17 protein-coding genes are annotated in these 25,020 nt (G+C 68.5%); 6 read left to right on the top strand and 11 right to left on the bottom strand.

The annotated features are described in order from the left end of the window. Window positions 1-45 precede the first annotated feature (45 nt). Genes ALI144C_RS36380 through ALI144C_RS36355 form a run of 6 tightly spaced genes read right to left on the bottom strand, consistent with a single transcriptional unit; the run spans window position 46 to window position 12,110 of the window. Complete coding sequence (locus ALI144C_RS36380) at window positions 46-1,317, bottom strand: MFS transporter (protein ID WP_076991758.1); 1,272 nt, start codon at window positions 1,315-1,317, stop codon at window positions 46-48. Continuing rightward, a complete protein-coding gene (locus tag ALI144C_RS36375) occupies window positions 1,317-5,168 on the bottom strand; it encodes a non-ribosomal peptide synthetase (protein ID WP_076991757.1) in 3,852 nt (1,283 codons plus the stop codon). The genes ALI144C_RS36380 and ALI144C_RS36375 overlap by 1 nt, the downstream gene beginning before the upstream one ends. Before the next feature lie 9 nt (window positions 5,169-5,177). Beyond that, complete coding sequence (locus tag ALI144C_RS36370; RefSeq protein WP_076991756.1) at window positions 5,178-8,363, bottom strand: non-ribosomal peptide synthetase; 3,186 nt, start codon at window positions 8,361-8,363, stop codon at window positions 5,178-5,180. A gap of 17 nt (window positions 8,364-8,380) precedes the next feature. Next, a complete protein-coding gene (locus ALI144C_RS36365; RefSeq protein WP_076991755.1) occupies window positions 8,381-11,533 on the bottom strand; it encodes a non-ribosomal peptide synthetase in 3,153 nt (1,050 codons plus the stop codon). Further along, a complete protein-coding gene (locus ALI144C_RS36360; RefSeq protein ID WP_076991754.1) occupies window positions 11,530-11,901 on the bottom strand; it encodes a phosphopantetheine-binding protein in 372 nt (123 codons plus the stop codon). Before ALI144C_RS36360 ends, ALI144C_RS36365 begins: the two co-directional genes overlap by 4 nt. After that, the gene (locus tag ALI144C_RS36355; protein ID WP_076991753.1) at window positions 11,898-12,110 is read right to left on the bottom strand and encodes an MbtH family protein; all 213 of its coding nucleotides are present in this window, start codon (window positions 12,108-12,110) and stop codon (window positions 11,898-11,900) included. Before ALI144C_RS36355 ends, ALI144C_RS36360 begins: the two co-directional genes overlap by 4 nt. 241 nt (window positions 12,111-12,351) lie before the next feature. Here ALI144C_RS36355 and ALI144C_RS36350 point away from each other — a divergent pair, with 241 nt between their 5' ends. From ALI144C_RS36350 to ALI144C_RS36335, 4 genes are read left to right on the top strand one after another with little or no spacing between them, the layout of a single operon-like run. Continuing rightward, entirely contained in the window at window positions 12,352-13,365 is a 1,014-nt protein-coding gene (locus ALI144C_RS36350) for an iron-containing redox enzyme family protein (RefSeq protein WP_076991752.1), read from the top strand. Window positions 13,366-13,397: 32 nt separating this feature from the next. After that, window positions 13,398-13,607, top strand: a complete 210-nt coding sequence (locus ALI144C_RS36345) for a CDGSH iron-sulfur domain-containing protein (protein WP_076991751.1) — start codon at window positions 13,398-13,400, stop codon at window positions 13,605-13,607. A gap of 40 nt (window positions 13,608-13,647) precedes the next feature. Next, window positions 13,648-16,710 (top strand): type I polyketide synthase, encoded by a 3,063-nt coding sequence (locus tag ALI144C_RS36340; protein WP_076991750.1) that lies wholly within the window; start codon window positions 13,648-13,650, stop codon window positions 16,708-16,710. Between the two features lie 3 nt (window positions 16,711-16,713). Beyond that, window positions 16,714-17,532 carry a thioesterase II family protein gene (locus tag ALI144C_RS36335; RefSeq protein ID WP_083753695.1) on the top strand — a complete coding sequence of 273 codons (819 nt, stop codon included), beginning with the start codon at window positions 16,714-16,716 and terminating at the stop codon, window positions 17,530-17,532. A 122-nt stretch (window positions 17,533-17,654) separates the two neighbouring features. Here the strand turns inward: ALI144C_RS36335 and ALI144C_RS36330 are convergent, their stop codons facing one another. The 4 genes from ALI144C_RS36330 to ALI144C_RS36315 form a co-directional block, all read right to left on the bottom strand. Further along, the gene (locus tag ALI144C_RS36330; protein WP_168211437.1) at window positions 17,655-18,446 is read right to left on the bottom strand and encodes an AfsR/SARP family transcriptional regulator; all 792 of its coding nucleotides are present in this window, start codon (window positions 18,444-18,446) and stop codon (window positions 17,655-17,657) included. Between the two features lie 99 nt (window positions 18,447-18,545). Further along, complete coding sequence (locus tag ALI144C_RS36325; RefSeq protein WP_076991749.1) at window positions 18,546-20,093, bottom strand: long-chain-fatty-acid--CoA ligase; 1,548 nt, start codon at window positions 20,091-20,093, stop codon at window positions 18,546-18,548. Next, complete coding sequence (locus ALI144C_RS36320) at window positions 20,090-20,419, bottom strand: acyl carrier protein (RefSeq protein ID WP_076991748.1); 330 nt, start codon at window positions 20,417-20,419, stop codon at window positions 20,090-20,092. Before ALI144C_RS36320 ends, ALI144C_RS36325 begins: the two co-directional genes overlap by 4 nt. A gap of 769 nt (window positions 20,420-21,188) precedes the next feature. Continuing rightward, the gene (locus ALI144C_RS36315) at window positions 21,189-22,106 is read right to left on the bottom strand and encodes a LysR family transcriptional regulator (RefSeq protein WP_076991747.1); all 918 of its coding nucleotides are present in this window, start codon (window positions 22,104-22,106) and stop codon (window positions 21,189-21,191) included. A 100-nt stretch (window positions 22,107-22,206) separates the two neighbouring features. Here ALI144C_RS36315 and ALI144C_RS36310 point away from each other — a divergent pair, with 100 nt between their 5' ends. Together ALI144C_RS36310 and ALI144C_RS36305 are read left to right on the top strand one after the other, a co-directional pair. After that, the gene (locus tag ALI144C_RS36310) at window positions 22,207-23,418 is read left to right on the top strand and encodes an MFS transporter (protein WP_076991746.1); all 1,212 of its coding nucleotides are present in this window, start codon (window positions 22,207-22,209) and stop codon (window positions 23,416-23,418) included. 9 nt (window positions 23,419-23,427) lie between these two features. Next, entirely contained in the window at window positions 23,428-24,438 is a 1,011-nt protein-coding gene (locus ALI144C_RS36305; RefSeq protein ID WP_237774493.1) for a proline racemase family protein, read from the top strand. Between the two features lie 100 nt (window positions 24,439-24,538). Here ALI144C_RS36305 and ALI144C_RS36300 read toward each other — a convergent pair whose 3' ends face one another. Continuing rightward, complete coding sequence (locus ALI144C_RS36300) at window positions 24,539-24,979, bottom strand: MarR family winged helix-turn-helix transcriptional regulator (RefSeq protein ID WP_237774492.1); 441 nt, start codon at window positions 24,977-24,979, stop codon at window positions 24,539-24,541. Between the last annotated feature and the right edge of the window lie 41 nt (window positions 24,980-25,020).

Here is a 25,020-nt window from a genome sequence, read left to right as displayed (position 1 = left end):
GCAGCCGACGCTGACATGGAGCTGACCTGACTGGCTGCCACTTTCCTACCGGGATGCCGCGGCCTCGGTGGGGAGATCTCTGCTGTACTTCATCGGACCGATGAACAACAGGACGTCGACGACGATGTTGGCGGCGGTGAGGATGAACAGCGCCGTCCGGAGGTCGAAGACCGTGCCGAGCACGCCGCCAAGGAGGCTGCCCAGCGGCCAGACGCCGAAGGTGATGAACCGCATCGTCATGGCCACACGGCCGCGCATCCCGGGTGGGCAGTAGGCCTGCCGGAACGCGCCCGCGGTCACGTTTCGTACGACAACGCCGGTCGCCCACACCAGGGTTCCGGCGAGTGCGATCATCAACAGAACCCCAGGGCCTGCGAGCGGGAAGAGCAGCAGGAAACAGTCGGTCACCGGGAGCAGCAGCAGGGTCCGGGCGGTACCCAGCCTGCGGCTGACCTTGCCCGCGATGATGGCACCGAGCAGTCCGCCGACGCTGATCACGATCGTGGTGGCGCCGACCGCCCAGGGGCTGAGCCCTTCGCTCCGGATCAGGAACACCACGACCAGCGCCTGGATACCGCTGACGAGCAGGTTGGTGCAGGCGCTGTTCGCGGTGATGACACCCAGATAAGGATCCCGCACCACGAAACGCATCGCCGCCCGGATGTCGGCCCGGAACGTGGTTCGCGGTTCGTCCACGCGGCCGTCCGGCCGAGCGGACGGTTCCCGCGCCCGGATGGACCACAGGCAGAAAGCGCTGAGCAGGAAGCTGAGCGCGTCGACGACCAGCCCGACGACGGCAGAGGAGACCTGGGTGATCAGTCCGCCTATCCCCGGGCCCGCGATGTTGGCCGCCTGTTCGCTGCCCATCAGGCGCGAGTTGGCCGCGACCAGCTCGTCCTTCTCGACCAGGAAAGGCAGATAGACGTTGTACGACGCGGTGAAGATGACGGTCGAGCACCCGGCCGCGAACGCGATCACGAGGACGTACCACATGGTCAGGGCGTCGAACCCGGCCAGCACCGGGACGCTCACGATCAGGACCGCCGAAACGAGCTGGCAGCCGATCATCAGCGTCCGCTGGGTGCGGCGATCGGCCCACGCTCCCGCCTGCAACCCGATCAGCACCCACGGCAGCCAGCTCATGGCGTTGAGCACAGCCACCATGAAAGTGCTGGCGCCCAGGGTTTGCACCGCCACCACGGGCAGCGCGAAGGTCGTGACAGCGGCGCCTGTCTTGCTGATGGACTCTCCTGCCCACAGGAGCCGGAAGTCCCTGCTGCGCAGCTTGCCGCCGGTCGCGGCGGTTTCCGTAGTCATCAGGCCCCGATTCTTGCTGAGAGCAGGGATCCGATGTCCGCCGCCGGACCCGGTTTCATCATCTCGAAGTGTCCACAGCCGACAGTTTGGCGGTCGATGGTCCCGCTGACGTACGGCTCCCAGAGTCGCGCCGGGTCACCTGTGCCGGAGCTGTTGTGCGCCGCACGGACGAAGACGACATCCCCGTGGAAAACAGGGTGTTCGCCGCCCTGGACGATGCGGATGAGGTTCGCGGTGGCACGCGGCAGGTCGGCCATGGTCTGCTCGGGCAGGCCGAAGCCGTCGGCCACGGCCCGTCTCATCCGCCGCCTCGACCGCGGATCGTCCGCGGTTTCGACCTCAAGGCCGAGATCCTGGGCCATGGTGAGAAGAATCGCCAGCTCGGTCGCGTCGATCACGGCGGCGGGATCCATGTCCTGGAGTTGCTGGTTGGTGGGATAGGAATCGAGCAGGGCCAGGAACTCCACGCGCTCACCCTCGCGCTGCAACCGACCGGCGACGGCGTGTGCGATGGTCCCGCCCAGCGACCAGCCGAGGAGGCGGTACGGGCCGGTCGGCTGAATCGCGCGGATCCGGTCGGCGTAGCTCGCGGTGAGCTCCGCGAGGTCACGCGGCCACGCCGACTCGTCGGACGTGTCCACCTGAAGGCCGTAGATGGGCACGTCGGGGGGCAGGTGCCGCTGCAGACCGGCATAGCACCAGGCCACACCGGACACCGGGTGTACGCAGAACAGCGGCACCTGATCGCCCGACGTCCGGATCGGCAGCACCGCGTCGATTCGTGCCTGCGCCGCGGGGTCTGCCGTGAGCGATTCGATGACCCCGGTGACGGTCGGTGCCTGCAGGAACATCCGGACTGACAGGTCCGTCCCCAAGGTCGCGCGGATCCGGCTGACGAGCTTGGTGGCCAGCAGCGAGTGGCCGCCGAGCGCGAAGAAGTTGTCGTCGGCGCCCACCGAGTCCAGACCGAGAACCTCGGCGAACAGGCAGCAGAGCCCTTCCTCGCGGGCCGTACGGGCGGCGCGGCCCGGTGCGGCGCGCTCGGGGTCGGGCAGTGCGGTGTGGTCGAGTTTGCCGTTGGGACTCAACGGAAGCGCGTCCAACACCACGAACGCCGACGGGATCATGTAGTCCGGGAGCCTGGTCATGGCATGACGGCGCACCTCGCCTTCATCGAGCGTACCGTCCTCGGGGACCAGATAAGCGACCAGTGCGCCCGCTTTGGACACCACGGCCGCGGTCCTGACCAGTGGGCTCTCCGCGAGCACCGCGGCCACCTCGCCCGGCTCGATCCGGAACCCCCGAACCTTCACCTGATCGTCCGCCCGGCCAAGGAAATCCAGCACACCTTCGCGCGTCCACCGCACCAGGTCCCCGGTGCGGTACATCCTCTCGCCTGGGGCGCCGAAGGGGTCCGCCACGAACCGTTCCGCGGTCAGATCCGCCCGGCCCCAGTACCCTCGGCTGACCTGCGCACCGGCTACGTACAACGCACCAGGCACGCCCACCGGGACCGGGCACAGCCACTCGTCCAGCACGTACACCCGGCTCCCCGGCACAGGTCGCCCGATCACCGGTCGGTCACCTTCGATCTGGGCAGCCGCGGAAACGACCGTGCATTCGGTGGGGCCGTACAAGTTCCAGCCCGTCACGCCCTCAGCGCGGCTGACCCGGTCCCACAACCCGGCGCCGACCGCCTCACCGCCCAGGATCAGCGTCGACGGCCGGTGTTCTCCCGCGAACAGCCCGTCTGCCACCAACTGCTCGGCGTAGGAGGGACTGACCTCCACCACGTCCACCCGGTGCTCGCCGATGTACTCCACGAGCGCGTGCGCGTCGCGGCGGACGTCGTCGTCCAGCACGTGCAACTCGTGACCGGCCAGCAGCCACAGGACGATGTTCCAGGACGCGTCGAACGACAGCGCGGTCACCAGACCCACGCGCAGCCGCTGCCCGGCGGGTTCGACCATCTCGCGGTGTTCGAAGGCCACCAGGTTGGCCAGGCCCTGATGGGTGACCACCACGCCCTTCGGCCGCCCCGTCGACCCAGAGGTGTAGATCATGTACGCCGGGTCCGACGGGGCCGTCTCCCGACGTTCTTCAACGCCGGTCGGACCGTCCGGCAGACCTGCCAACTCGGCGGTGGTGATCACCACGTGCGCAGCCGCGTCCGCCAGCATGTACCGCACCCGATCGGCCGGATACGACAGATCAATCGGGACGTACATCGCGCCTGCGGCCAACACCCCCAGCATCGCCGCCACCGAATCCACCGACCGGGGCAGCATCACGGCCACCGGATCTCCCGGACCCACCCCAGCCGCGACCAACCACCGCGCCACCTGGTTCACCCGGCAGCTCAGCTCTCCGAACGACATCGTCACGCCACCACACACCAACGCGGTCGAGTCCGGATCCGCAGCCGCCCGCGCCGCGAACAACTCCGGCACCAATTCCGGTACCACGTCGACAGCTTCGCCCACGCCAAGCTCCAGCAATGCCCGCCGCTGACCAGGCGCCAGAACATCCACCCTGCCCACCGGCAGGTCCGGCGCCGCCACCACCTCCTCCAACACCCGCACCAAGCCCGCCGCCAACGCCTCCACGCTTTCCCGGTCGAACAGATCGAGTGCGTACGTGAGGATGCCGGTCAGCCCGGCAGGACGGCCGTCGAGACCGAAGCACTCGCCCAAGGTGAAAGTCAGGTCGACCTTGGCGGTCGACGTGCGCGCGCTGACCGTCTCGGCGCGCAGGCCGGGCACCAGGTCCGTCACCACCGGCATCCGCAGGAAGTTCAGCATGACTTGGAAGAGCGGGTTGCGTCCCGGCGACCGCTCCGGGTTGAGGTGTTCGACCACCAGCTCGAACGGCGCGTCCTGGTTCTCCAGCACCGTCAGCACCGTCTCGCGCGTCCGGCCGAGCAGTTCGGCGAAGCTCGGATTCCCGGTGAGGTCGGTGCGCACGACGACCGTGTTGACGAAGAAGCCCACCAAGTTGTCCAAAGCCTTGTCGATGCGTCCGGACAGCGGCGACCCGACCGCTATGTCCTCGCCCGCGCCCCACCTGCTCAGCAGCACGGCCAATCCGGCGTGCAGCACCATGAACAGCGTCGCGCCGTTCGCGCGGGCCAGCTCGATGAGGCGCGCGTGCAGCCCAGCGTCCACAGTGAACGAAACGGCATCACCGCGGTGGGTGGCGAACAGGGGTCGGGGCCGGTCGGTGGGCAGCGGCAGGCACTGTGGTGCGCCCGCCAGCTCCTTGGCCCAGAAGGCCAGCTGGCCCGCCAGCACGCTGCCGGGGTCGCCTGCCTCGCCCAGCAGTTCGGCCTGCCACAAGGTGTAGTCGACGTACCGAACCGGGAGCGGTTCCCACTTCGGTTGCCTACCCTGGGATCGCGCCTCGTAGGCGAAGCCGATGTCACGCAGCAGCGGAGCCGTCGACCAGCCGTCCCCCACGATGTGGTGCATCACGATCATCAGCACGTGCTCGTCCGGGCCGACGGCGAACAGCGTGACGCGGATGAGGGGCTGGGAGCCTGCCAGGTCGAAGACACGGTTCGCGGCCCGCTGCACCGCCGCGGCCAAACCGCCGGGATCGCATTCGGCGATCTCCAGATCCACACCGGCTTCCTCGGGAGTCAGTACGCGCTGGTAAGGCTCTCCCTCGATGTCAGGGAACACCGTTCGTAGGGACGCATGCCGGTGGACGACATCGGCCAGTGCGCCGGCCATCGCCTGCCGGTCCAGCGGCCCCAGCAGGCGCAGCGCTCCTGGGATGTTGTAGGTCGGGTTGGGGCCTTCCAGTCTGTTCAGGAACCATAACCGCCGTTGCGCGAACGACAACGGAATCATCGTGTCTCCTCAGGTCATCGCCGCATCGGTCATCAGACGTAGCGCGGGACGGGCGGACCGGGCGGTGGCGAGCTCGGCGCTGAGATCAGCGACGGTCGGCGCTTGGAACACTGTCCTGACGGAGATCTCGGCGCCGAGTTCGCTCCGTATCTCGTTGACCAGCCTGGTGACCAGCATCGAATGCCCGCCGAGCGCGAAGAAGTTGTCGTCGATCCCGATCGGCTCGCGGCCGAGCAGCTGCGCGAACAGGCGACACAGCGTCTCTTCCTTGCTGGTGCGTGGTCCCCGGCCTGCCGGAGTGTGCGAACCCGACGGGTCAGGCAGTGCGCTGCGGTCGAGTTTGCCGTTGGGACTCAACGGAAGCGCGTCCAGCACCACGAACGCCGACGGGATCATGTAGTCGGGGAGTTTGGTCATGGCGTGGCGGCGCAGCTCACCGATGTCGGGCGTGCCACCGGCCCGCACCAGGTAGGCCACCAGCCTGTCGTCGTCGGCCACCACGACCGCGGCCTGGCCGACCAGCGGGCTTTCCGCCAGCACGGCGGCGATCTCGCCGGGCTCGATCCGGAACCCGCGGACCTTCACCTGGTCGTCGGCCCTGCCGAGGAACTCAAGCACGCCGTCGCGCGTCCACCGCGCCACGTCACCGGTGCGGTACATCCGCTCCCCCTCGGTCCCGAAGGGGTCGGCCACGAACCGCTCGGCGGTAAGGCAAGGACGACGCCAATACCCCTGAGCCACTTGTGTCCCACCGAGGAACAACGCTCCCGGCACCCCCATCGGGACCGGCCGCAGCCGTTCGTCCAGCACGTACGCGCGGGTGCCCGGCACCGGACGGCCGATCACCGGCCGATCACCACTCACCCTGGCGACCACCGAGTCCACTGTGCACTCTGTCGGGCCGTAGAAGTTCCACGCGGTCACGCGCTCGTCCCGGCGGATCCGCTCCCACAGCCCTGGCCCCACGGCCTCGCCACCCAGGATCAGCGTCGACGGCCCGCCCGGCCCGAGCAGTCCTTGGGCGATGAGCTGCTCGGCGTACGAGGGAGTGACCTCCAACAGGTCCACCTCGCGTTCACGCACGTAGCCGACGAGCGCCTGCATGTCGCGGCGCACCTCGTCCTCCAGCACGTGCAGTTCGTGGCCCGAGAGCAGAGACAACACCATGTCCCAGGAGCCGTCGAACGACAGCGCCGCCACCAGGCCCACCCGCAGCCGCCGCCCCGCTCGTCGTGATGGGGGCCCGGTCACTTCGCGGTGTTCGAAGGCGGCCAGGTTCGCCAGGCCCCGATGGGTGACGGCCACGCCCTTGGGTCGGCCGGTGCTTCCGGACGTGTAGATCAGGTATGCCGCATCGCCCGGTTCCAGCACACGGATGCGCTCCGCCGCGTCGATCGGCGCGTCCGCCAGTCTCGCCAGTTCGGTCTCCGCCTGCGCCGAACCCAGCAGCAGCAACGGCACGTCCGGCGCAGTCTCGGCCAGCTCGGCTGTCGTGATGACGACCCGCGGTGCCGAGTCCGCCAGCATGTACCGCACCCGCTTCGCCGGATACGACACGTCGACCGGCACGTACACCGCCCCGGCGGCGACCACACCCAGCAACGCCACCACCGAATCCACCGACCGCGGCAACAACACAGCCACCGGATCCCCCGGACCCACCCCAGCCGCGACCAACCACCGAGCCACCCGGTTCACCCGACAGCTCAACTCTCCGAACGACATCACCGCATCGCCACACACCAACGCCGTCGAGTCCGGCTCTGCCGTCGCCCGCGCCGCGAACAACTCCGGCACCAACTCCGGTACCAGATCAACAGATTCACCCACACCCAGCGCCAGCAACGCCTGCCGCTCGCCGGGCGCCAGGACGTCCACCTGGCTCACCGGCACGTCCGGCGCCGCCACCACCCCCTCCAACACCCGCACCAACCCCGCCGCCAACGCCTCCACACTCTCCCGGTCGAACAGGTCGAGCGCGTATTCGATGTCGCTCGTCAGTCCGGCCGGGCTGCCGTCGGGACCGAAGCACTCGCTCAGCGTGAAGGAGAGGTCGACCTTGGCGGTCGACGTGCGTACCGCCTCCATCTCCGCGGACAGACCGGGAACCACGTCCACGGCGCGCGGCGCGTTCTGCAGTGTCAGCATGGTCTGGAACAGCGGATTGCGTGCCGGTGACCGCTCCGGGTTGAGGTGTTCGACCACCAGCTCGAACGGCACGTCCTGGTTCTCCAGCACGGCCAGCGCGCGCTCGCGCACCCGGCCGAGCAGTTCGCGGAAGGTCGGGTCACCGGTGAGGTCGGTGCGCAGGACCACTGTGTTGATGAAGAAGCCGACCAGGTCGTCCAGTGCCTCATCGGTCCGCCCGGCCAGCGGCGACCCGACCGGGATGTCCTCCCCCGCGCCCCACCTGCTCAACAACACCGCCAGCGCGGCGTGCAGCACCATGAACAACGTCGCGCCGTTCGCCCTGGCCACCTCGGCAAGACGGGCGTGCAGATCCGCGTCCACCGTGAACGGCACGACGTCGCCGCGATAGGTGGCCGACGACGGCCGGGGCCGGTCGGTGGGCAGTGCCAGGCACTCCGGGGCGCCTGCCAGTTCCTTTGCCCAGAAGGACAGTTGCCCCGCGAGCACGCTGCCCGGGTCGTCGGCCCGCCCCAAGAGTTCGGCCTGCCACAACGTGTAGTCCACGTACTGCACGGGCAGCGGCTCCCAGTCCGGGACCCGGCCTTGGGACCGCGCCTGGTAGGCGCGTCCGATGTCGCGCAGCAGCGGAGCCGTCGACCAGCCGTCCCCGACGATGTGGTGTCCCACGATCATCAGCACGTGCTCGTCCGGGCCGACGACGAACAAGGTCATGTGGATCGGCGGCGGGGACGTCGCGGTCAGGTCGAAGACACGGTTCGCCGCCCGGCGCAGAGCCGCCGTCACATCACCGGTTTCGGCGATCTCCAGATCCAGGCGGGCGTCCCCGACGTCCAACACCTGTTGGTACGGTTCCCCAGCGCTGACCGGGAAGACCGTTCGCAGTGACTCGTGTCGTTGGATGACGTCGTTGACGGCGTCGGCCATCGCCTGCCGGTCCAGCGGCCCCCGCAGCCGCAACGCACCCGCCATGTTGTACGTCGTGTTGGGACCTTCCAGTTTGTTCAGGAACCACAGCCGCCGCTGCGCGAACGACAACGGGATCATCGCGTCCTACTTTCGGTTCAGGTCGTGGCTGGCCGGCGCATCTTGCGCAGCGCGGGACGGGCGGAGCGGGCGCCGTCGATCTGCGCGCTGAGATCGGCGACGGTCGGTGCCTGAAACACCGTTCTGACGGACAGTTCGATGCCCAGTTGACCCCGTATCCGGTTCACCAGCCGGGTTGCCAGCAGGGAGTGGCCGCCGAGCGCGAAGAAGTCGTCGTCGATCCCGATCGGCTCGCGGCCGAGCAGATCCGCGAACAACCCGCACAGCACTTCCTCCCGGTGATCGCGCGGCGGCCGTCCTGCCGGGGCTCGCGAGTCGTGGGGGTCGGGGAGCGCCGTGTGGTCGAGTTTGCCGTTGGGGGTCAACGGAAGCGCGTCCATCACCACGAACGCCGACGGGATCATGTGTTCGGGGAGTCTGGTCATGGCGTGGCGGCGTAACTCGCCTGGGTCAGGCGGGCTGTCCTCGGGGATCACGTAGGCGACCAAGATGTCCGCTTCGGCCACCACGGCCGCGGTCTTGACCAGCGGGCTCTCCGCAAGCACCGCGGCCACCTCGCCCGGCTCGATCCGGAAGCCCCGCACCTTGACCTGATCATCCGCCCGGCCAAGGAAATCCAGCACACCCTCACGGGTCCACCGCACCACGTCCCCGGTGCGGTACATCCTCTCACCAGGGGCACCGAAGGGATCCGCCACGAACCGTTCCGCGGTCAGATCCGCACGGCCCCAATATCCACGGCCGACCTGCGCCCCGGCCACGTACAACGCACCCGGCACCCCCACCGGGACGGGACGAAGCAGTTCGTCCAGCACGTACGCGCGGGTGCCCGGCACCGGGCGACCGATGACGGGCAGGTCGCCCGTCACCCGGGCGACCACTGAGTCCACTGTGCATTCGGTGGGGCCGTAGAAGTTCCAGCCCGTCACACCCTCGGCCCGGCCGACCCGGTCCCACAACCCGGGCCACACTGCCTCACCGCCCAGGATCAGCACCGACGGCCCACTCTGCTCGAGCAACCCCTCCGCTATGAGCTGCTCGGCGTACGAGGGGGTGACCTCGAGGACATCTACTCCGTGCTCGCGCACGTAGCCGACCAACGCCTGCGCGTCACGGCGGACATCGTCGTCCAGCACATGCAACTCATGACCGGCGAGCAGCCACAACACCATGTCCCAGGACGCGTCGAACGACAGCGCCGCCACCAGACTCGCCCGCAGCCGCCGCCCTGCTCGCCGCGCCGCGGGTTCCATCACCTCGCGCTGTTCGAACGCGGCCAGATTCGCCAGGCCCTGATGGGTGACCACCACGCCCTTCGGCCGCCCCGTCGACCCAGAGGTGTAGATCATGTACGCCGCGTCCGACGGAACCGGCATCCGCCGCTCCCCCACGCCGATCGGACCGTCCGCCAGACCCGCCAACTCGGCCTCCGCCTGCGCCGAACCCAGCAGCAGCAACGCGACAGCCGACCCCTGCCCGGCCAACTCGGCCGTCGTGATCACCACGCGCGGGGTCGCGTCCGCCAGCATGAACCGCACCCGATCCACCGGATACGACACGTCGACCGGCACGTACATCGCCCCGGCGGCGACCACACCCAGCAACGCCACCACCGAATCCACCGACCGCGGCAACAACACAGCCACCGGATCCCCCGGACCCACCCCAGCCGCGACCAACCACCGAGCCACCCGGTTCACCCGACAGCTCAACTCTCCGAACGACATCTTCACACCACCACACACCAACGCCGTCACATCCGAATCCACCGCCACCCGCGCCGCGAACAACTCCGGCACCAACTCCGGTACCAGATCAACAGATTCACCCACACCCAGCGCCAGCAACGCCTGCCGCTCGCCGGGCGCCAGCAGCTGGAGCTGGCTCACCGGCACGCCCGGATCGGCCGCCACCGCTTCCAGCACGGCGATCATGCCCTGCGCCAGCGACTTCGCGTTCTCCCGGTCGAACAGGTCCGGCCGGTACTCGATGTCCATGCCGATCGCGTCGCCCGTCGACCGCACGGCGACGTTCAGGGTGTAGTTGGTCTTGACGTCGGCCTCCACGTCGGACATCGGGAAACCGTTCGTCGTGCCCGCCCCGGGGAAGTTCTGGTACACCAGGTGAGCGTCGAACAGCTCCTGGTGTCCCGCTGCCTGCCGGACATCGACAAGGCCGAGGTGGTGGTGCGGGATCAGCCGCGACTGCTCGGCCTGGACGCGTGCCATCATGGCGGCGACCGTTTCCGGGCGCGACAGGGTCCTGCGGATTCGGACGGGCAACGTGTTGAGGAACATCCCCGCCATGTTCTCGATGCCAGGCACCTCCGGGGACCGACCGGTGACCGTGCCTCCGAACACCACGTCGCTCTGACCGGTGGCCGTGCCGAGAGCCAGACCCATCGCCGTCTGGAAGACGCTGTTCATCGTCAGGCCACGGCCACGGGCGAAGCCGCGCACCTTCGTGACCAGTTCGGCGGGCACCTCGGCGGCCAGGATCTCGCTGGGGACCAGCCACCGGTCGGGATCGGGCGGCGCCAGCAGGGTCGGGCCCGGCAGGCCGGCGAGTGCGGCTCGCCACGCGTCCTTGGCCGCGGCACGGTCCTGTCTGGCCAGCCACCGGTAGTAGCCCTCCAGGGGCGGCGGTGACGGCATGCCGGTGTCGTCACCGCCGCGTTCGTAGAGTTGCGCCAACTCGCCGAGAAGCAGCCAGGAGGACCACCCGTCCAGCACCGCGTGATGGGTGCAGAGGATGAAGCGATGCCGGTCCGGTGCGAGCCGCACCAGCATGAACCGGGTGAGCGGGGGCTTGGTGACGTCGAAGCGGGCCGACCGGGTCTCCTCGGTCAACTGCTCGAGCCGGACCGTGCGCTCGGGCTCCGGACTGCCGGACAGGTCGACCTGCCGCCAGAGCAGTGGCACGTCACGCAGGACGACCTGAGCAGTGCGGTTCGCCCGGTCCTGCCGGAAGCAGGCCCGCATGCACTGGTGCCTGGCTTGCATCCGCGCACACGCGGCTCGCAGCGCGGCCACGTCCAGTGGCCCGGTCAGCAGGGCCGACAGGGACATGGTGAACAGACTCGGGCCTGCTTCGCCGAAGTCGGCGTGGAACAGTTGCCCCTCCTGCAAAGGGGTCAGCGGCAGGACGCACTCGATGCTGGCGTGGCTCACTTGCTGGTCTCCCAGTCGGCTTCGGCGCCACTGGCGGAGGCACCGGCTTCCTCGAACTCGCCGAAGTCACCGAAGTCGCCGTCCTCGAACGTCACCAGCGGTTCTTCCCCGGCGTCCGCGAAACCGCCGACCGGCGCGGGAAGTTCGCCTGCCACCATGGCCAGTGTCGCCGCGGTCTGGTGGTCGAACAGATCACGCACGCCGAAGACGAGACCGGCCTCGCGGGCGCGGGCAACGACCTGCAGCGCGAGCACGCTGTCGCCACCCACCTCGAAGAAACTGTCCTGGGGGTGGACCAGGTCCAGTTCCAGCACCTCGGCGAGGATCCGGCACAGCGTCGCCTCCGTCGCGGCGAGGGTGCCGGTCATGGCGCGGTCGCCTGAGCGGAAAGGTTTCCCGGCGTGATGTCGGTCCAGTTCTCCGCCACGTAGTCGAGGCACGCCTGCCGTTCGGCGCCGCCGTACACCACCTGCCAGCCGGACGGCACGTCGATGACTTCCGGCCAGAGCGAATGCTGACCGAGTCGGTTGACCAGGACCAGGTAACTCGCGTCCTCAATCTCAAAGGGATCGACCACGGCTGGACTCCAAACGATGGGTCGGCGTCTTCCCGGAAGACTCGCAGAGCGTTCTGATCGACCGCTGACCTCGGCCTGACCGGCGCTGGAGGTCAGCGTTCGGCCAGCCGCGTGTCAAGAACGGTTGGCATAGTGGCGTTCGTGACGATCGAGGCCGAACGTGACGCGGCACGTGAGGTCGTTCGCGAATCACCGATCCGCGCCACACCCTCTGCGCCGACCCATCAGATCGGAGAACGCCATGCGGCTCCCCGGGCCCCGAGGACCCATCAGCACCGCGCTGTTCGCCTGGCTGTCCGGCGAACCCGGACCAGTGCCGTCCCCCCTCACCGACCTCCTCGACGCGCTCCCGCAGGCCACTGCCGACGCCCGGTCCGATGAGGACGTCCAAATCAGCCTGTGGGTCTGCTACGGGCTCACCTACGAAGGCTTCGACGGCGTCGACGAGCGGTGGGAGTGGCAGCCGACGCTGCTGGCCGTGCGCGGCGCACTGGAGGCCGTGTTCGAGCGGGATCTCCTCGCCGAGGTGCAGGTGCCCGCGGACCTGACTCCGGACAAGGTGCCCGCGTTCCTGATGGAGCGCTGCGGCGCCACCTCCCCGGCCGCGTTCCTGAAGTTCATGCAACAGGAAGCGACCATCGAGCAGTTCAAGGAACTGGTGATCACCCGGTCGATCGACGCGTTGCACGAAGGCGACGCCCACACGTGGGGCATCCCGCGGGTCAACGGCCGCGCCAAGGCCGCGTTGATCGAGATCCAGGCCGACGAGTACGGCGGCGGGATGCCCGGCCGCCTGCACGCCGAGCTGTACGCGATCCTGATGTCCGAACTGGACCTCGACCCGGAGTACGGGGTGTACATCGAGCAGATCCCGGCCGCCGCGCTCGTCCTGCACAACCTCAGGTCGTTCTTCGGTCTGCACCGCCGCTGGCGCGGCGGGATCCTCGGCAACCTCGCGGCGACCGAGATCGGCTCGTCGCTGATCAACCGCCACTTCAGCGAAGGCCTCGCCCGGCTTGGCGGGTCGAAGAAGTCGCGCTGGTTCTACGACGAGCACATCCTCGCCGACGCCGTGCACGAGCAACTGGCCGCCCACGACATGTGCGGCGCGTTCGTGGCCGACTACCCGGCCGAGTGGGATCGCGTCGTCATCGGCGCACTGGCCACGCTCAGCGTCCGTGCCCTGTTCGCCAGGTCGGTCGTCGACCCGTGGGCAGCGGGGGCCACGTCGTTGCGCGAACTCGCCCCCGTCTGAGCAAGCACGGTTCGAGAGAGCAGGAGCAGTTCATGTCGGACGACCAGCCACCTGTCGAGATCACCGTCTACGAGAACGGACCGGTCATCGTGCGTGGCACCTACAAGCTTCAGAACAGCGAGCGCAACGACATCGACCCCGGGCGGGAGACCATCGCGCTCTGCCGGTGCGGCCTGTCCGCCCTCAAACCGTTCTGCGACGGCAACCACGCGCTGCGCGGCGCCGCCCGCAGCGCACTCTGAGCCGAGCCCGCGCTCCCATGACCCGAAGGAACCACACCTCATGACGATCGAGGCCGAACTCAACGAGGCACGCGCGGTCATCCGCGAGTACTCGTCGCGGATAGCGCAGCTGACGGCCGAAAAGCACGAGCCCATCGCGATTGTGGGCATCGGCCTCCGCATGCCCGGTGGCAGCGCGACCATGGACGCCTTCGCCGAATACCTCGACTCGAGCAGGTCCGCGATCGGACCCGTCCCCGCCGACCGGAGCAACGCGGCGGAGTTCGGCGGCGGCACCGCGGCCAGCGGGGGCTTCCTGACGGGAATCGACCAGTTCGACACGTCGTTCTTCAACATCTCCCCCAAAGAAGCGCGCTGCATCGACCCGCAGCAGCGGCTGGCCCTGGAAACCTCGTGGGAGGCACTGGAGAACGCGAACATCGATCCCGCTGGGCTGCGGCGTGGCAACGCCGGAGTCTACTTCGGCGCGAGCGGTATGGACTACGCGTGGGAGATCGGCGGGCTCGACGTCCAGGACATGGACGGCTACCTCGCAGGCGGGTTGCTGAACGCGGCGGTATCGGGGCGGGTCTCGTACTTCCTGGGCACCCGCGGACCGTGTATGTCGGTGGACACCGCATGCTCGTCGTCACTCGTCGCGCTGCACCTCGCGGTCAACGCTTTGCGCAACCAGGAATGCGAGCTGGCGTTGTGCGGCGGCGTCAGCATCATCCACCACCCCTACAGCAGCATGATGCTCACCGACATGCAGGCACTGGCACCAGACGGACGCTGCAAGACCTTCGACGAGTCCGCCGACGGCTACGGGCGAGCCGAAGGCTGTGCCGTGGTCGTGCTGAAACGGCTCAGCGACGCCGAGCGCGCAGGCGACACCGTCCTTGCACTGGTCCGCGGCACCGCGGTCAGGCAGGACGGCGAAAGCGCCGGGTTCACCGCCCCCAACGGCATCGCGCAGGAAGCACTCATGCGCGCCGCGCTGGCCAACGCGATGCTCGAACCAGGCGACATCCAGTACGTGGAGGCGCACGGCACGGGCACGCCACTCGGCGACCCCATCGAGATGGCGTCGATCGCCGAGGTGTTCGGGCCGTCGCACAGCAAGAAGGACCCGCTCCTCGTCGCCTCGCTCAAGACCAACATCGGGCACATGGAGGCCGCTGCCGGGATCGGTGGCGTGATCAAGACCGTGCTGCAGATGCGTCACGGCACCTTGTTCCCGCACCTGAACATGGACAAGCCGTCGAGCCGCATCGCCTGGGACACCTGGCCGGTTCGGGTGCCCACCGAGCAGGAGCCGTGGACCGCCGACGTCCGCCGTGGGCTGGTGAACTCGTTCGGGTTCACCGGAACGATCGCGTCCGTCGTTCTGGAAGAGGCGCCGAAGCCGGTACTCCCGGCACCGGAAGCCGTCCAAGAGGGGCACGTGCTGACCCTGTCGGCCAAGTCGGTCCCGGCACTCGGCGCGCAGATCCGGCGCTACCAGCAAGCATCGGCCGACCGGCCCGACATCGGCGTCGCCGATCTGTGCCACACCACCAATGTCGGCCGGTCCCATTTCCGTCATCGGGTGTCCGCCGCGGTGACCAACCGGGAGGACCTCGCCGCCCGGCTCGATGACATGCTGGCCGTCGTCGAGAACGACCGGCTGCCCAAGTACGCCAACCGCAAGGTCGGATTCCTCTTCTCGGGCATGGGTGTCGCGCTGCGCCCCGGCATCGGCGCGGGACTCCACCGGCGGCACCCGGTGTTCGCCGAGGAACTGGACGCCTGTGACGAAGTCCTGACGCCGCTCGTCGGGCGCCCGGTCAAGAGCATGGTGCTCGGCACGGGCGGGCCGGAGGACACCGAGGCGCTGGGCATGGTCCGGTACGAGCAGCCTGTCCGGTTCGCCTTCGAGTACGCGCTGGCCCGCCTGTGGATGTCGTGGGGAGTCCGGCCGACCGTGGTCGCGGGTCACAGCATGGGCGAGATCGTGGCAGGTGCGGTGGCCGGGCTGGTCAGCCTCGCGGACGCCGCCAAGCTGATCGCGGCACGGGCCAGGATGATCGATTCGGTCCGCGCCCCCGGCTGCATGGTGTCCGTCGGGGCCGGAGTGGACGACGTCGTCCCGCTGCTGGCCGGATGTCCGGATGTCGCCATCGCCGCCGTCAACGCACCGCAGCAGACCGTCATCTCCGGCGGTCGTGACTCCATCACCGCGATCACGGCCGAACTCACCGCCAGGGACATGGCCTTCACGCTCCTGCCGGTGTCGCAGGCATTCCACTCCCCCTTGATGGCCGAGGCGACCGCCGAACTGCGGGAAGCCCTCGACGGCATCCAGTTCACCGAGCCCGCGATCACGCTTGTGTCGACCGTGTCCGGCCAGGTGGCGAAGAAGAGCGACTTCTCCGTCGACTACTGGGTACGCCACATCGTCGAGCCGGTGAACTTCGTGGCCGCCATGCGGGCGTTGGACAAGCGGGGCAAGCACCTCTTCATCGAGATCGGCCCGTCGTCGACGCTGACTCCGCTGGGCAAACGCTGCGTCCCACCGGGAAAGCACGTCTGGCTGGCCAGCGTCCGGCCGTCCGATCAGGACGGCGACGCCGTCGTCGACGCGGTCGCCAAGGCCTACGCGGCCGGTCAGCCGATCTCGTGGCAAGCCTTTCACCGGGGACGCGGCCGACGGCGGGTGGAGCTGCCGACGTACGCGTTCGACCGCGGCTCGTACCGGCTGCCTGCCGGTCCGGCCAACGGGGCGAGCATCGGCAGGCCGGGGCAGACAACTCAGGCCGACGCGGCGGCACCGGACCGGAGCACCGGAAACGGTGTGGTCGAGACCGCGGTGCTGACCACACCGGACGGTGGCGAACGCCAGAGCGCGATCACCACGCTGGTCCGGGAAAAGGCCGCGGCGGTGCTGGAGTTCGACGACCTCTCCGCCGTCGCGGCGGATGCCGACTTCACCGACCTCGGCATGGACTCGCTGCTCGCGGTCCAGCTCCGCAAGGAGCTCTGCGCGGCGCTGTCGATCTCCTTCGCCACACCGGAGATCTTCAACAACCCGACTCCGCTCGCGCTCGCCGAGTTCCTCGACGGGTGCCTCGAGAAGGTGGGATGAGCGATGAGCACGACCGAGAGCCCGGCAGTTGTCCCAGTGGTCGCCCCGGTGAGCGCGCCGCCTGCCCACTGGTTCAGTCCCGCGCGGCTGCCGGAGGAAACCCCGATCCGCCTGCTGCTGATGCCGCACGCCGGGAGCGGGGCGGCCGCGTACCGCACCTGGAAACGCCTGCTCCCGGCGGAGGTCGGCGCGCAGGCGCTGACTCTGCCGGGACGCCAGGGCCGACGCGCCGAACCGCTGCCCGTCGACTGGGACGAACTGCTCGACGACCTGTACCAGGCGGTACTGGCCACTGTGGACGACGAACGCCCGTTCGCGATGTTCGGGCACTGCACCGGCGCGATGATGGCTTACCGGCTGGCCGTCCGGCTGGCGGCCGAAGGCGAGCAGGCTCCGGCACTGCTGGGCATGTCCAGTTGGGCGCCGAGGGGTTTCTTCACCGCGCCCGCAGGCCACGAGAAGCTGTCGATGGACGAGTTCGGCGGGATGTTCAAGGGCCTCGGCGCCTTCCCCGACGAGCTGTGGACCGATCCGGACATGCTGGACCTGGTGCTGCCACCGGTGATCGCGGACTTCCGGATCGCCGTGCAGTACGAGGACGACGAGGCTGTCGTGGACTGCCCGCTGGTGAGCTACGCGGGCGACTCGGATCCGTTGCTGGTCGACCCGGACGCCATGGCCGTCTGGGCCGAGCGCAGCCGCCAGTACCTGGGGCACCACGTGTATCCGGGCGGGCACTTCTACGTCAGCGAGCACGCCGCGGCTGTCCTGTCGGACTTCACCCGGCGTCTGACACGAATCGTCGAAGACGAAGGTCTTTGAGCGAAGGTCCGCGCTCGATCAACAGCTACCTCAGGGGAACGTGACGTTACTCAGCCACAATCCACATCGTTACCGGCACTTGCGCCGGGACGCGACCACACGTGAAATCCCGGGGAGGCGGACTAGCTACGTAGCACGGCGTGGTCGGCGCCGAGGCGAAGTGCCTCATGGTGGTTGAGGATCGCGTTGAAGAGGTTGCGCAATGTCACGGTCGGCTCCACACCGAGCTCCTCGTGGAGCCGGGCGCGCATCTGGGTGTAGGCACTCAGGGCACGCGCCTGCTGCCCGGACCGGTACAGCGCGATCATCAGTTGCTCGCAGAAGCGCTCGTTCAAGGACAGCGCCTCGACCAGTTCGGACAACGTCGGGATGATGTCGGTGTGCCGCCCGCTGCGCAGCTCCAGGTCGAACAGCGTTTCCAGGGCCACCACGCGGGCGGTTTCGTAGCGTTGCGCCACGATGCGGCACAGCGATCCCTGGAGCACCAGGCCGAAAGCCTTGCCACGCCACAACGACAGCGCGTCGCGCAACGAGTCCGCCGCCGATCTCGGATCGGAGGTGCCGAGGAATCGGGCGTAGTCGAACGCACGCATGAACACCTTCGCGTCGACGGCGTCCTCGCCTGTGCGCAGGCAGTAGCCGGAGTGCTCGACGATGAGCCGGGTGGACCGGTCGTCGGACGCGGCGTCTATCCGCCTGCGCAACCTGCTGATGTGCGCCTGCAAGGCGTTCTCCCAGTGCGGCGGGGGCTCGTCGCCCCACAACTCCGAGACCAGCGCGTCCACCGCGACCGGTACCCCTTCGGCGGCAAGCAGTGTCGCGAGCAGTGAGCGCTGCAGGGTTCCGGACACGTTCAGCGGCCGGTTGGCCGACTGGCATTCGAGTGGACCGAGTACGAGAAATTTGATCACCACGATAGTTCCCCTCCCCGTGATTTTTCCGCTGTGCGTTCCCCCATGCAGTGACAACCGGGTCGGCCGCACCACCGTGCGGTGCGGCCGGCCGGAACCCGGTCAGCGCGCTTCCGCCCGCAGCAACCGGCGCAAAACCTTGCCGGTCGGGTTGCGCGGCAACGTGTCCACGAACTCGAACCGGGTGGGAATCTTGAAATCGGCGACCCTGCCCCGCAGGAACACCATGAGGTCGCGCACGGTCGCCTGCTGATCCCCGTGGAGCACCACCACAGCCTTGACCGCCTGGCCCCACCGCTGGTCGGGCACGCCGACCACCGCGGCGTCGGCGATCGCCGGGTGCTCGGACAGCGCCTTCTCCACCTCCGCCGGATAGATGTTCTGACCGGCGACGATGATGGCGTCGTCCACGCGGTCCAGCACGTAGAGGTAGCCGTCCTCGTCCAGGTAGCCCGCGTCGGGCATGATCAGCCAGCCGTCGACGAGCGCGTTCCTCGTCGCCTCCGGCTGCCGCCAGTACTCGATGAAGGTGGCGGGATTCCTCGCCCAGATCTGGCCGACCTGGCCTGCGGGCAGGACCTCCCCGTCGCGGCCCACGATCCGCACCTCGTTGCCCGGGCACGGCAACCCGACCGAATTCAGCCTCGGGTTGCCCGGCCTGTGTTCCGCGGGGGCGAGGCATGTGACCCCGGCGCCTGACTCGGCTGCCGCGTACATCTGCGCGAGCTCGCAGTCGAAGCTCTCCATGCACTGGAGCAGCAGAGACGGCGCGATCACCGAGCCCCCGTAGGTCACCTTGCGCAGTGACGTGAACGCCTGCCGCGTGGCGGCGCGCTCAGCAAGCAACATCCGCAGCATCGCCGGTGCGGCGAACATGATCGTGACCTGGTGGTCGCGGATGCACCGCACCGCCTCTTCGGGGACGAACATCCGCATGACCACGTGCGTGCACCCGACCCCGAAGCCGTACATGAACCAGCCCATGCCCGCCGAGTGCAAGCCGGAGAAGCAACTCAGGGACCGGTCCGCCGGGTGGTAGTCGATCCAGTCGAGCCCCGCCTCGGTCATGTGCTCGACGAAGGTGAAGTAGGAGCGGTGGGCGAGGACTACGCCCTTGGGCAGACCGGTCGTCCCGCTGGTGTACATCTGCACGAACGCGTCGTCGCGTCCGGTGCCGGGATCGAGGTCCGTTTCGGGGTGACCGGCCCGCCAGCGCAGGAAACCGTCCGCGAGCGAGTCGGGCGTGTCCATCTCGATCACCGTGGCCAGCGAGGGCAGGTCCGGCCGCAGCCGGTCCACAGTAGACCGGAAATCGCGTTCGACGAACAACACCTCGGCGTTCGAGTCCCGCAGCACGTGGTCCACTTCGCGGGAGGTCAACCGCCAGTTGATCGGCACGAGCACAGTCCCGCTCTTGGCACAGCCGAGTGCGATCTCGAAGTAGAACTCGGACTCACGCCCGAGGTAGGCGATGCGCGCTCCCCGGCGCACCCCCTCGGCGAGCAGCGCGTGCGCGGTCTGGTTGCTGCGGCGGTGGAACTCCGCGTAGGTCACCTCACGCCCCTCGCAGATGACGGCGGGCTGATCAGGGCGCCGCCGGGCATGCTCGGCACACCGAGCGGTGAGCGTCTGCGAATTCGGGTCGTTCACGGGCTCGTGTCCCTTTCGTCCACTGGCATGGAGCCGAAGATGTCGGCCAGTACTTCGTCGGCCAAATAGGCTATGAGACGTTCCATAGTCGGACTGTTGAACAACACGTTCGTACTCACGCTACGACCGAGCTGCGTTTCGAGTCGTTCCTTGACCTCGGTGATTCCCAGCGAGGTGAAACCGAGCTCGAAATAGCTCATGTCAAACGGGAGGTCTTCGTCATCCGCCATCATCAGAGTCGTCTTGAATTCCGCGACGACGAGGTCTTCCAGTCCGGCACGCCGTTCAGCGGGCGGAAGCTCACACAGCCGTTCGATCGCCATCATGTCCCGACCATTTTCTCCCGGCGCATGGATTTGGTAATATCCCACCTTTAATCTGCTGTGAAATCTACCCTCGACGGCTGACGTCGAACTGACACGACCTTGAGGTCACGGGCCACCTTTTACCCACACGTGAAGACTACCGTTAGTGACACAACCGTCATCCCGAGTAACACCTCCACCCCTGCTCACCTGCCGCGTTCTTCATGATCTCGCTTTCATCCGATGCGGTGACAGCTTCAGCGTGGGCGACAGTCGGATTCCCGGCATGAGTGCCAGGCGCCTAATTTCCCGCGATCCGAAAACCGCCCGTCACGGAACGCGATTGCCAGATCACACGTGAACTGACACCCGGGGTGTCAGGAGAATCACCTTCCGTAGACACCGATCCGCCGATCGCACGAAACACTACGTCCCATTGTCGACCGAGAACGGTGTGCACGCGTTCACACGATCGTCCCGGCCGCAGCCGGGTACACCGAACGCACCTCTGATCGTTGCGACACCCAGCGGTTTCTCCTGACCTGTTCGGACTACAGACCCGGCGGGTGCCACTGCCTGTTAACGGTGGTGGCGCGAATTTCCGCGGACGTCCGGGGCCGATCTCCATTCCACGACGCCGGCGACGAGTGCATTCGCGGCGCCCCCACGTACGGAGATCCGGAATCTGCGTGGTTTCCACGCATGACTTCGCCGGGTCCACCTGGCAGCATCCGCGCGGTGAATCCGGGGATGGCCGCACAAAGCCGGCTCAGCCGCTCATCCTGCCTTGTCAGGTGGTCGACGCGGCAATCGCGGCGGCGAACTCCTCGTGCAGGAGCCGAGCCAGCGACCGCAACTGGGGAGTGGTGCGGTCAGCGCGCCAGACCAGGCCCAGCTGCGAGGTGCCGTCCAGGCCACGCACCGGGATGTAGTGCACGTCGCGGCGGTTGCTCCGCTCGACGAACGGGCGGCACACCAGCATCCCGTGGTCGCTGTTCGCGACCAGCGCCATGCCCTCCTCCATCGTGGTGACGCCGGTCGTGATTCGCAGCGCGGTGCCGGACGGCGTCGACCGCGGCACCTGGGCGTCGACCCAGTAACCGGGTGCGTCACCGGCCGGGGTGACAAGGTCCACGACCACCAGGTCCTCGACGTCGACCTGGCCTCGGCGGGCGAACGGGTGGGTCGTGCCGACCGCGAGGAACTGGTCCTGCGGCGGGAACCGGAAGCCGACCGTCAGCCGCTCGTCCCGGGCGGGCAGCTGCACGACCGCGCAGTCGACCGCGTCGTCCAGGATCACCGAGAACGGCGAACCCAGCGGGATCTCGGTGACCAGCACCGACACGTCGTGACACGCCCGGAACCGGCGGAGCGCGACGGTGACCTCCTCGTACACGCTGCCTTGGAAGCCGATCCGCACCTCACGCAACGAGCCGCGCTTGGCCCGTTCGCTCGCCTGCGCGACCACACCGACCAGGTGTGCGTAGGCGGGCCGCAGTTCTGCGAGGAACTCCGCACCGAACCTGGTCAACGCCACTCGCCTGCTGGTCCGCTCCACCAGCCTGGTCCCGACGCGGCGTTCCAGGCGCGCGATGAGCTGACTCACCCTGCTCTGCGAGTATCCGAGACGGGCGGCGGTCCGGCCGAAATGCAGCTCCTCCGACAGCACGAGCAGGCACTCGATCCCCTGGACGGGAAGCTGGCTCATCACTCACTCCCCGCCGCGGCCACCATCGATGAGCCTAGCTGATCGATGGTGCAGCGAATCGCTGTTGTTCCACGAGATGGACCTTGCTCGAATGAGCCGCATGAGCACGTCCGCCTCGATCCGCATCGAATCAGAACAGCACGACACCACGGTTCGGCAATGGCTGTCCGTCGCGGTGGTGGTGCTGAGCACGTTCGTCGTCGTCACCTCGGAAATGCTGCCGGTCGGGGTGTTGACCCCGATGGCGGAAGGGCTCGGCATCACGCCGGGAATGGCCGGTTACAGCCTCTCCGTCACCGGCCTGGTGACCGCGGTCACGGCTCCGGTCGTCCCTCGCGTGCTCGGCGCCCTCGATCGGCGGGCAGTCGTCGCCGTGGCGATGGTGCTGCTGGCCGTGGGCAACGTCCTCACTGTTGTCTCCCCGGGTTTCACGCTGCTGGTCGTGTCGCGCGTCGTGCTCGGCGTCGCGATGGGCGTCGTCTGGTCGTTGGCGTCGGTCATCGCGCCACGCCTCGTCGCACCACGACACGCGGCCCTCTCGGTCTCGTTCGCGGTCAGCGGCGTCGCGGCGGCCTCGGTTGTCGGCGTGCCGGTGGGCACGATCATCGGCGACGCGTTCGGATGGCGCATCGCCTTCGCCACGTTCGCTGTCTCCGCCGTACTCCTCGGAGCAGCGCTGCGTCTCCTGCTTCCCCGGCTGCCCAAACCAAAGTCCACCACCCCGGGAGCCGAACGGGCCGCCGGGGGCCGTTCGCTGTTGCGCACACCCGCGGTCGCCAGCGGCCTGGTGGTGGTCGTGTTCCTGGTGACAGCGCACTTCGCGGCTTACACCTACATCCGGCCCGTGCTGGAGGTCGGCCCCGGGTTCGGCGCAGCGGCGATCGCGGCGATCCTGCTCGCCTACGGGATGACCGGCCTCGTGGGCAACTTCGCGGCCGGTGCGCTGGCCGCACGGCGTTCCCGCGCCACCGTCCTCACGCTCGCCCTCGGTGTCGCCGTCTCGATCGTGGTCCTGGCGTCGTTCGACACCTCAGGTGTGGCAACTGTCGCAGGCGTCGTGCTCTGGGGACTGGCCTATGGCGGACTGTCCGTGGGCGGTCAACTGTGGATGACACAGTCCGCGAGGGGACGTGAAGAACACGTCACTGGGCTGTATGTCGGAGTTTTCACCGCGGCCATCGCACTGGGCGCGTTCCTCGGCGGCACCGTGTACGAGGCCGCCGGTGCGACCACGTTGCTGTGGACCGCTGCCGCGCTGGCACTGGCCGCACTCGCGGCCGGAGTGCTGGGCCGGGGTCCGATCAAGCAATAGGCTGCCATCGTGGACGTCCGCACTGTTGATTACCACACCGGCGGTGAGCCGTTCCGCGTCGTACCCGACCCTCCGGTGGTCATCGCAGGAGCCACCGTCGCCGAGCGCCGCATGTTCGCCATCAGCGACCCCGAAGTGGACACCCTGCGCAAGCTGTTGTGCTTCGAACCCCGGGGCCACGCGGACATGTACGGCGGGTTCGTCACCCCACCCGACGACGCGGGTGCGGACTTCGGCGTGCTGTTCTGGCACAAGGACGGCTTCTCCACCGCGTGTGGCCACGGCTCGATCGCGCTCGCGGTCTGGGCGGTGCAGACCGGCCGCGTCTCCCGCGATCCGTCGGGAACCACCGCCGTCGTCGTGGACGTCCCGTCCGGCCGTGTCAGCATGCGCGTGCACGCCACCGGCGAGCGGATCACCGCCGTCGACTTCGTCAACGTCCCCAGCTACCTGCTCAGTGAACACGTCACCGTCACCACCTCACGCGGGAACGTCACCGTCGACATCGGCTACGGGGGCGCGATCTACGCGCACCTGAACGCCGCGGCCGTCGGTTTGACCGTCAGCCCCGCCGACTACGCCGAACTGATCGCGATCGGCCGTGAGGTGAAGTGGGCGCTGAACGAGACCGACCACGCCCGCCACCCCGTCGACGACCGGCTCAACGGTGTCTACGGGACCATCCTGTTCGAGGACCTCGGCACCGACGAGGCAGGCAACCCGCATCAGCGCAACGTCACCGTCTTCGCCGACGGCCAGGTCGACCGCTCCCCTTGCGGCTCCGGCACCTGCTCACGGGTCGCGGTGCTCGCGGCGGGCGGTCAGCTCGCGATCGGCCAGACGCTGGTCCACGATTCGATCGTCGGCACCCGCTTCCACGCCAGGATCGTCGACGAGCTCACCGTCGGCGGCCGTCCCGCCGTGGTGCCTGAGGTCACAGCGACCGCGTACCGGACCGGGGAGCACCGCTTCGAGATCGACCCCGCGGACGAGTTGGGCACCGGATTCGTGCTCCGCTGACCGCGTGGCGGACATCGTCTCGTCGCGGACGAACCGGCCGATCTGGTCGACGGCGTGCAAAGCGCGTCTCGATTCGCTGTAGGCAGTCCAAAGTGGGACGTCAGCGGCGCCGGGCCCACGCGCTCGCGTCGGCGCTGTAGCGGATGAGCAGCTCCGCGAACCGGATTCGTTCCTCGGGTGCCCAGTGCGCCGTGATGTCTTCGAACGTCTCGCGCTGAGCGGCGGCGAAACGGCTGCGCGCGGTTTCACCGCGCTCGGTGAGCTCCAGCACGGTCCGGCGGCCATCTGCCTGGGAGGCGGCGCGGCGCAGCAGGCCGTCGGCGATGCAGGCGGCCACTGTGCGGCTGGCCACCGGTTGCGCGACGCCCATCTCCGCGGCGAGTCCGCCGACCGTCATCTCGTCCGCCGAGTCGGCGATCACGTTCAGCACCACGTTGCGGTACACGTCCGTGCGCGACGCCGGGGCGCGTCGGCGCAGCCGCGACAGCGCCGGGCCGATCTGGTCCAGCAGGGCATCGTCGGACGAACGCGGACTGCTCACGCCGGGATCGTAGTCCATCGAACAATGTATTTGCATACTCG

The sequence above is a fragment of the Actinosynnema sp. ALI-1.44 genome, assembly GCF_001984155.1.
GTDB lineage: Bacteria > Actinomycetota > Actinomycetes > Mycobacteriales > Pseudonocardiaceae > Kibdelosporangium.
Note: the sequence above shows the minus strand (reverse complement) of the source record. Positions and strands in the feature narration are given on the sequence as shown.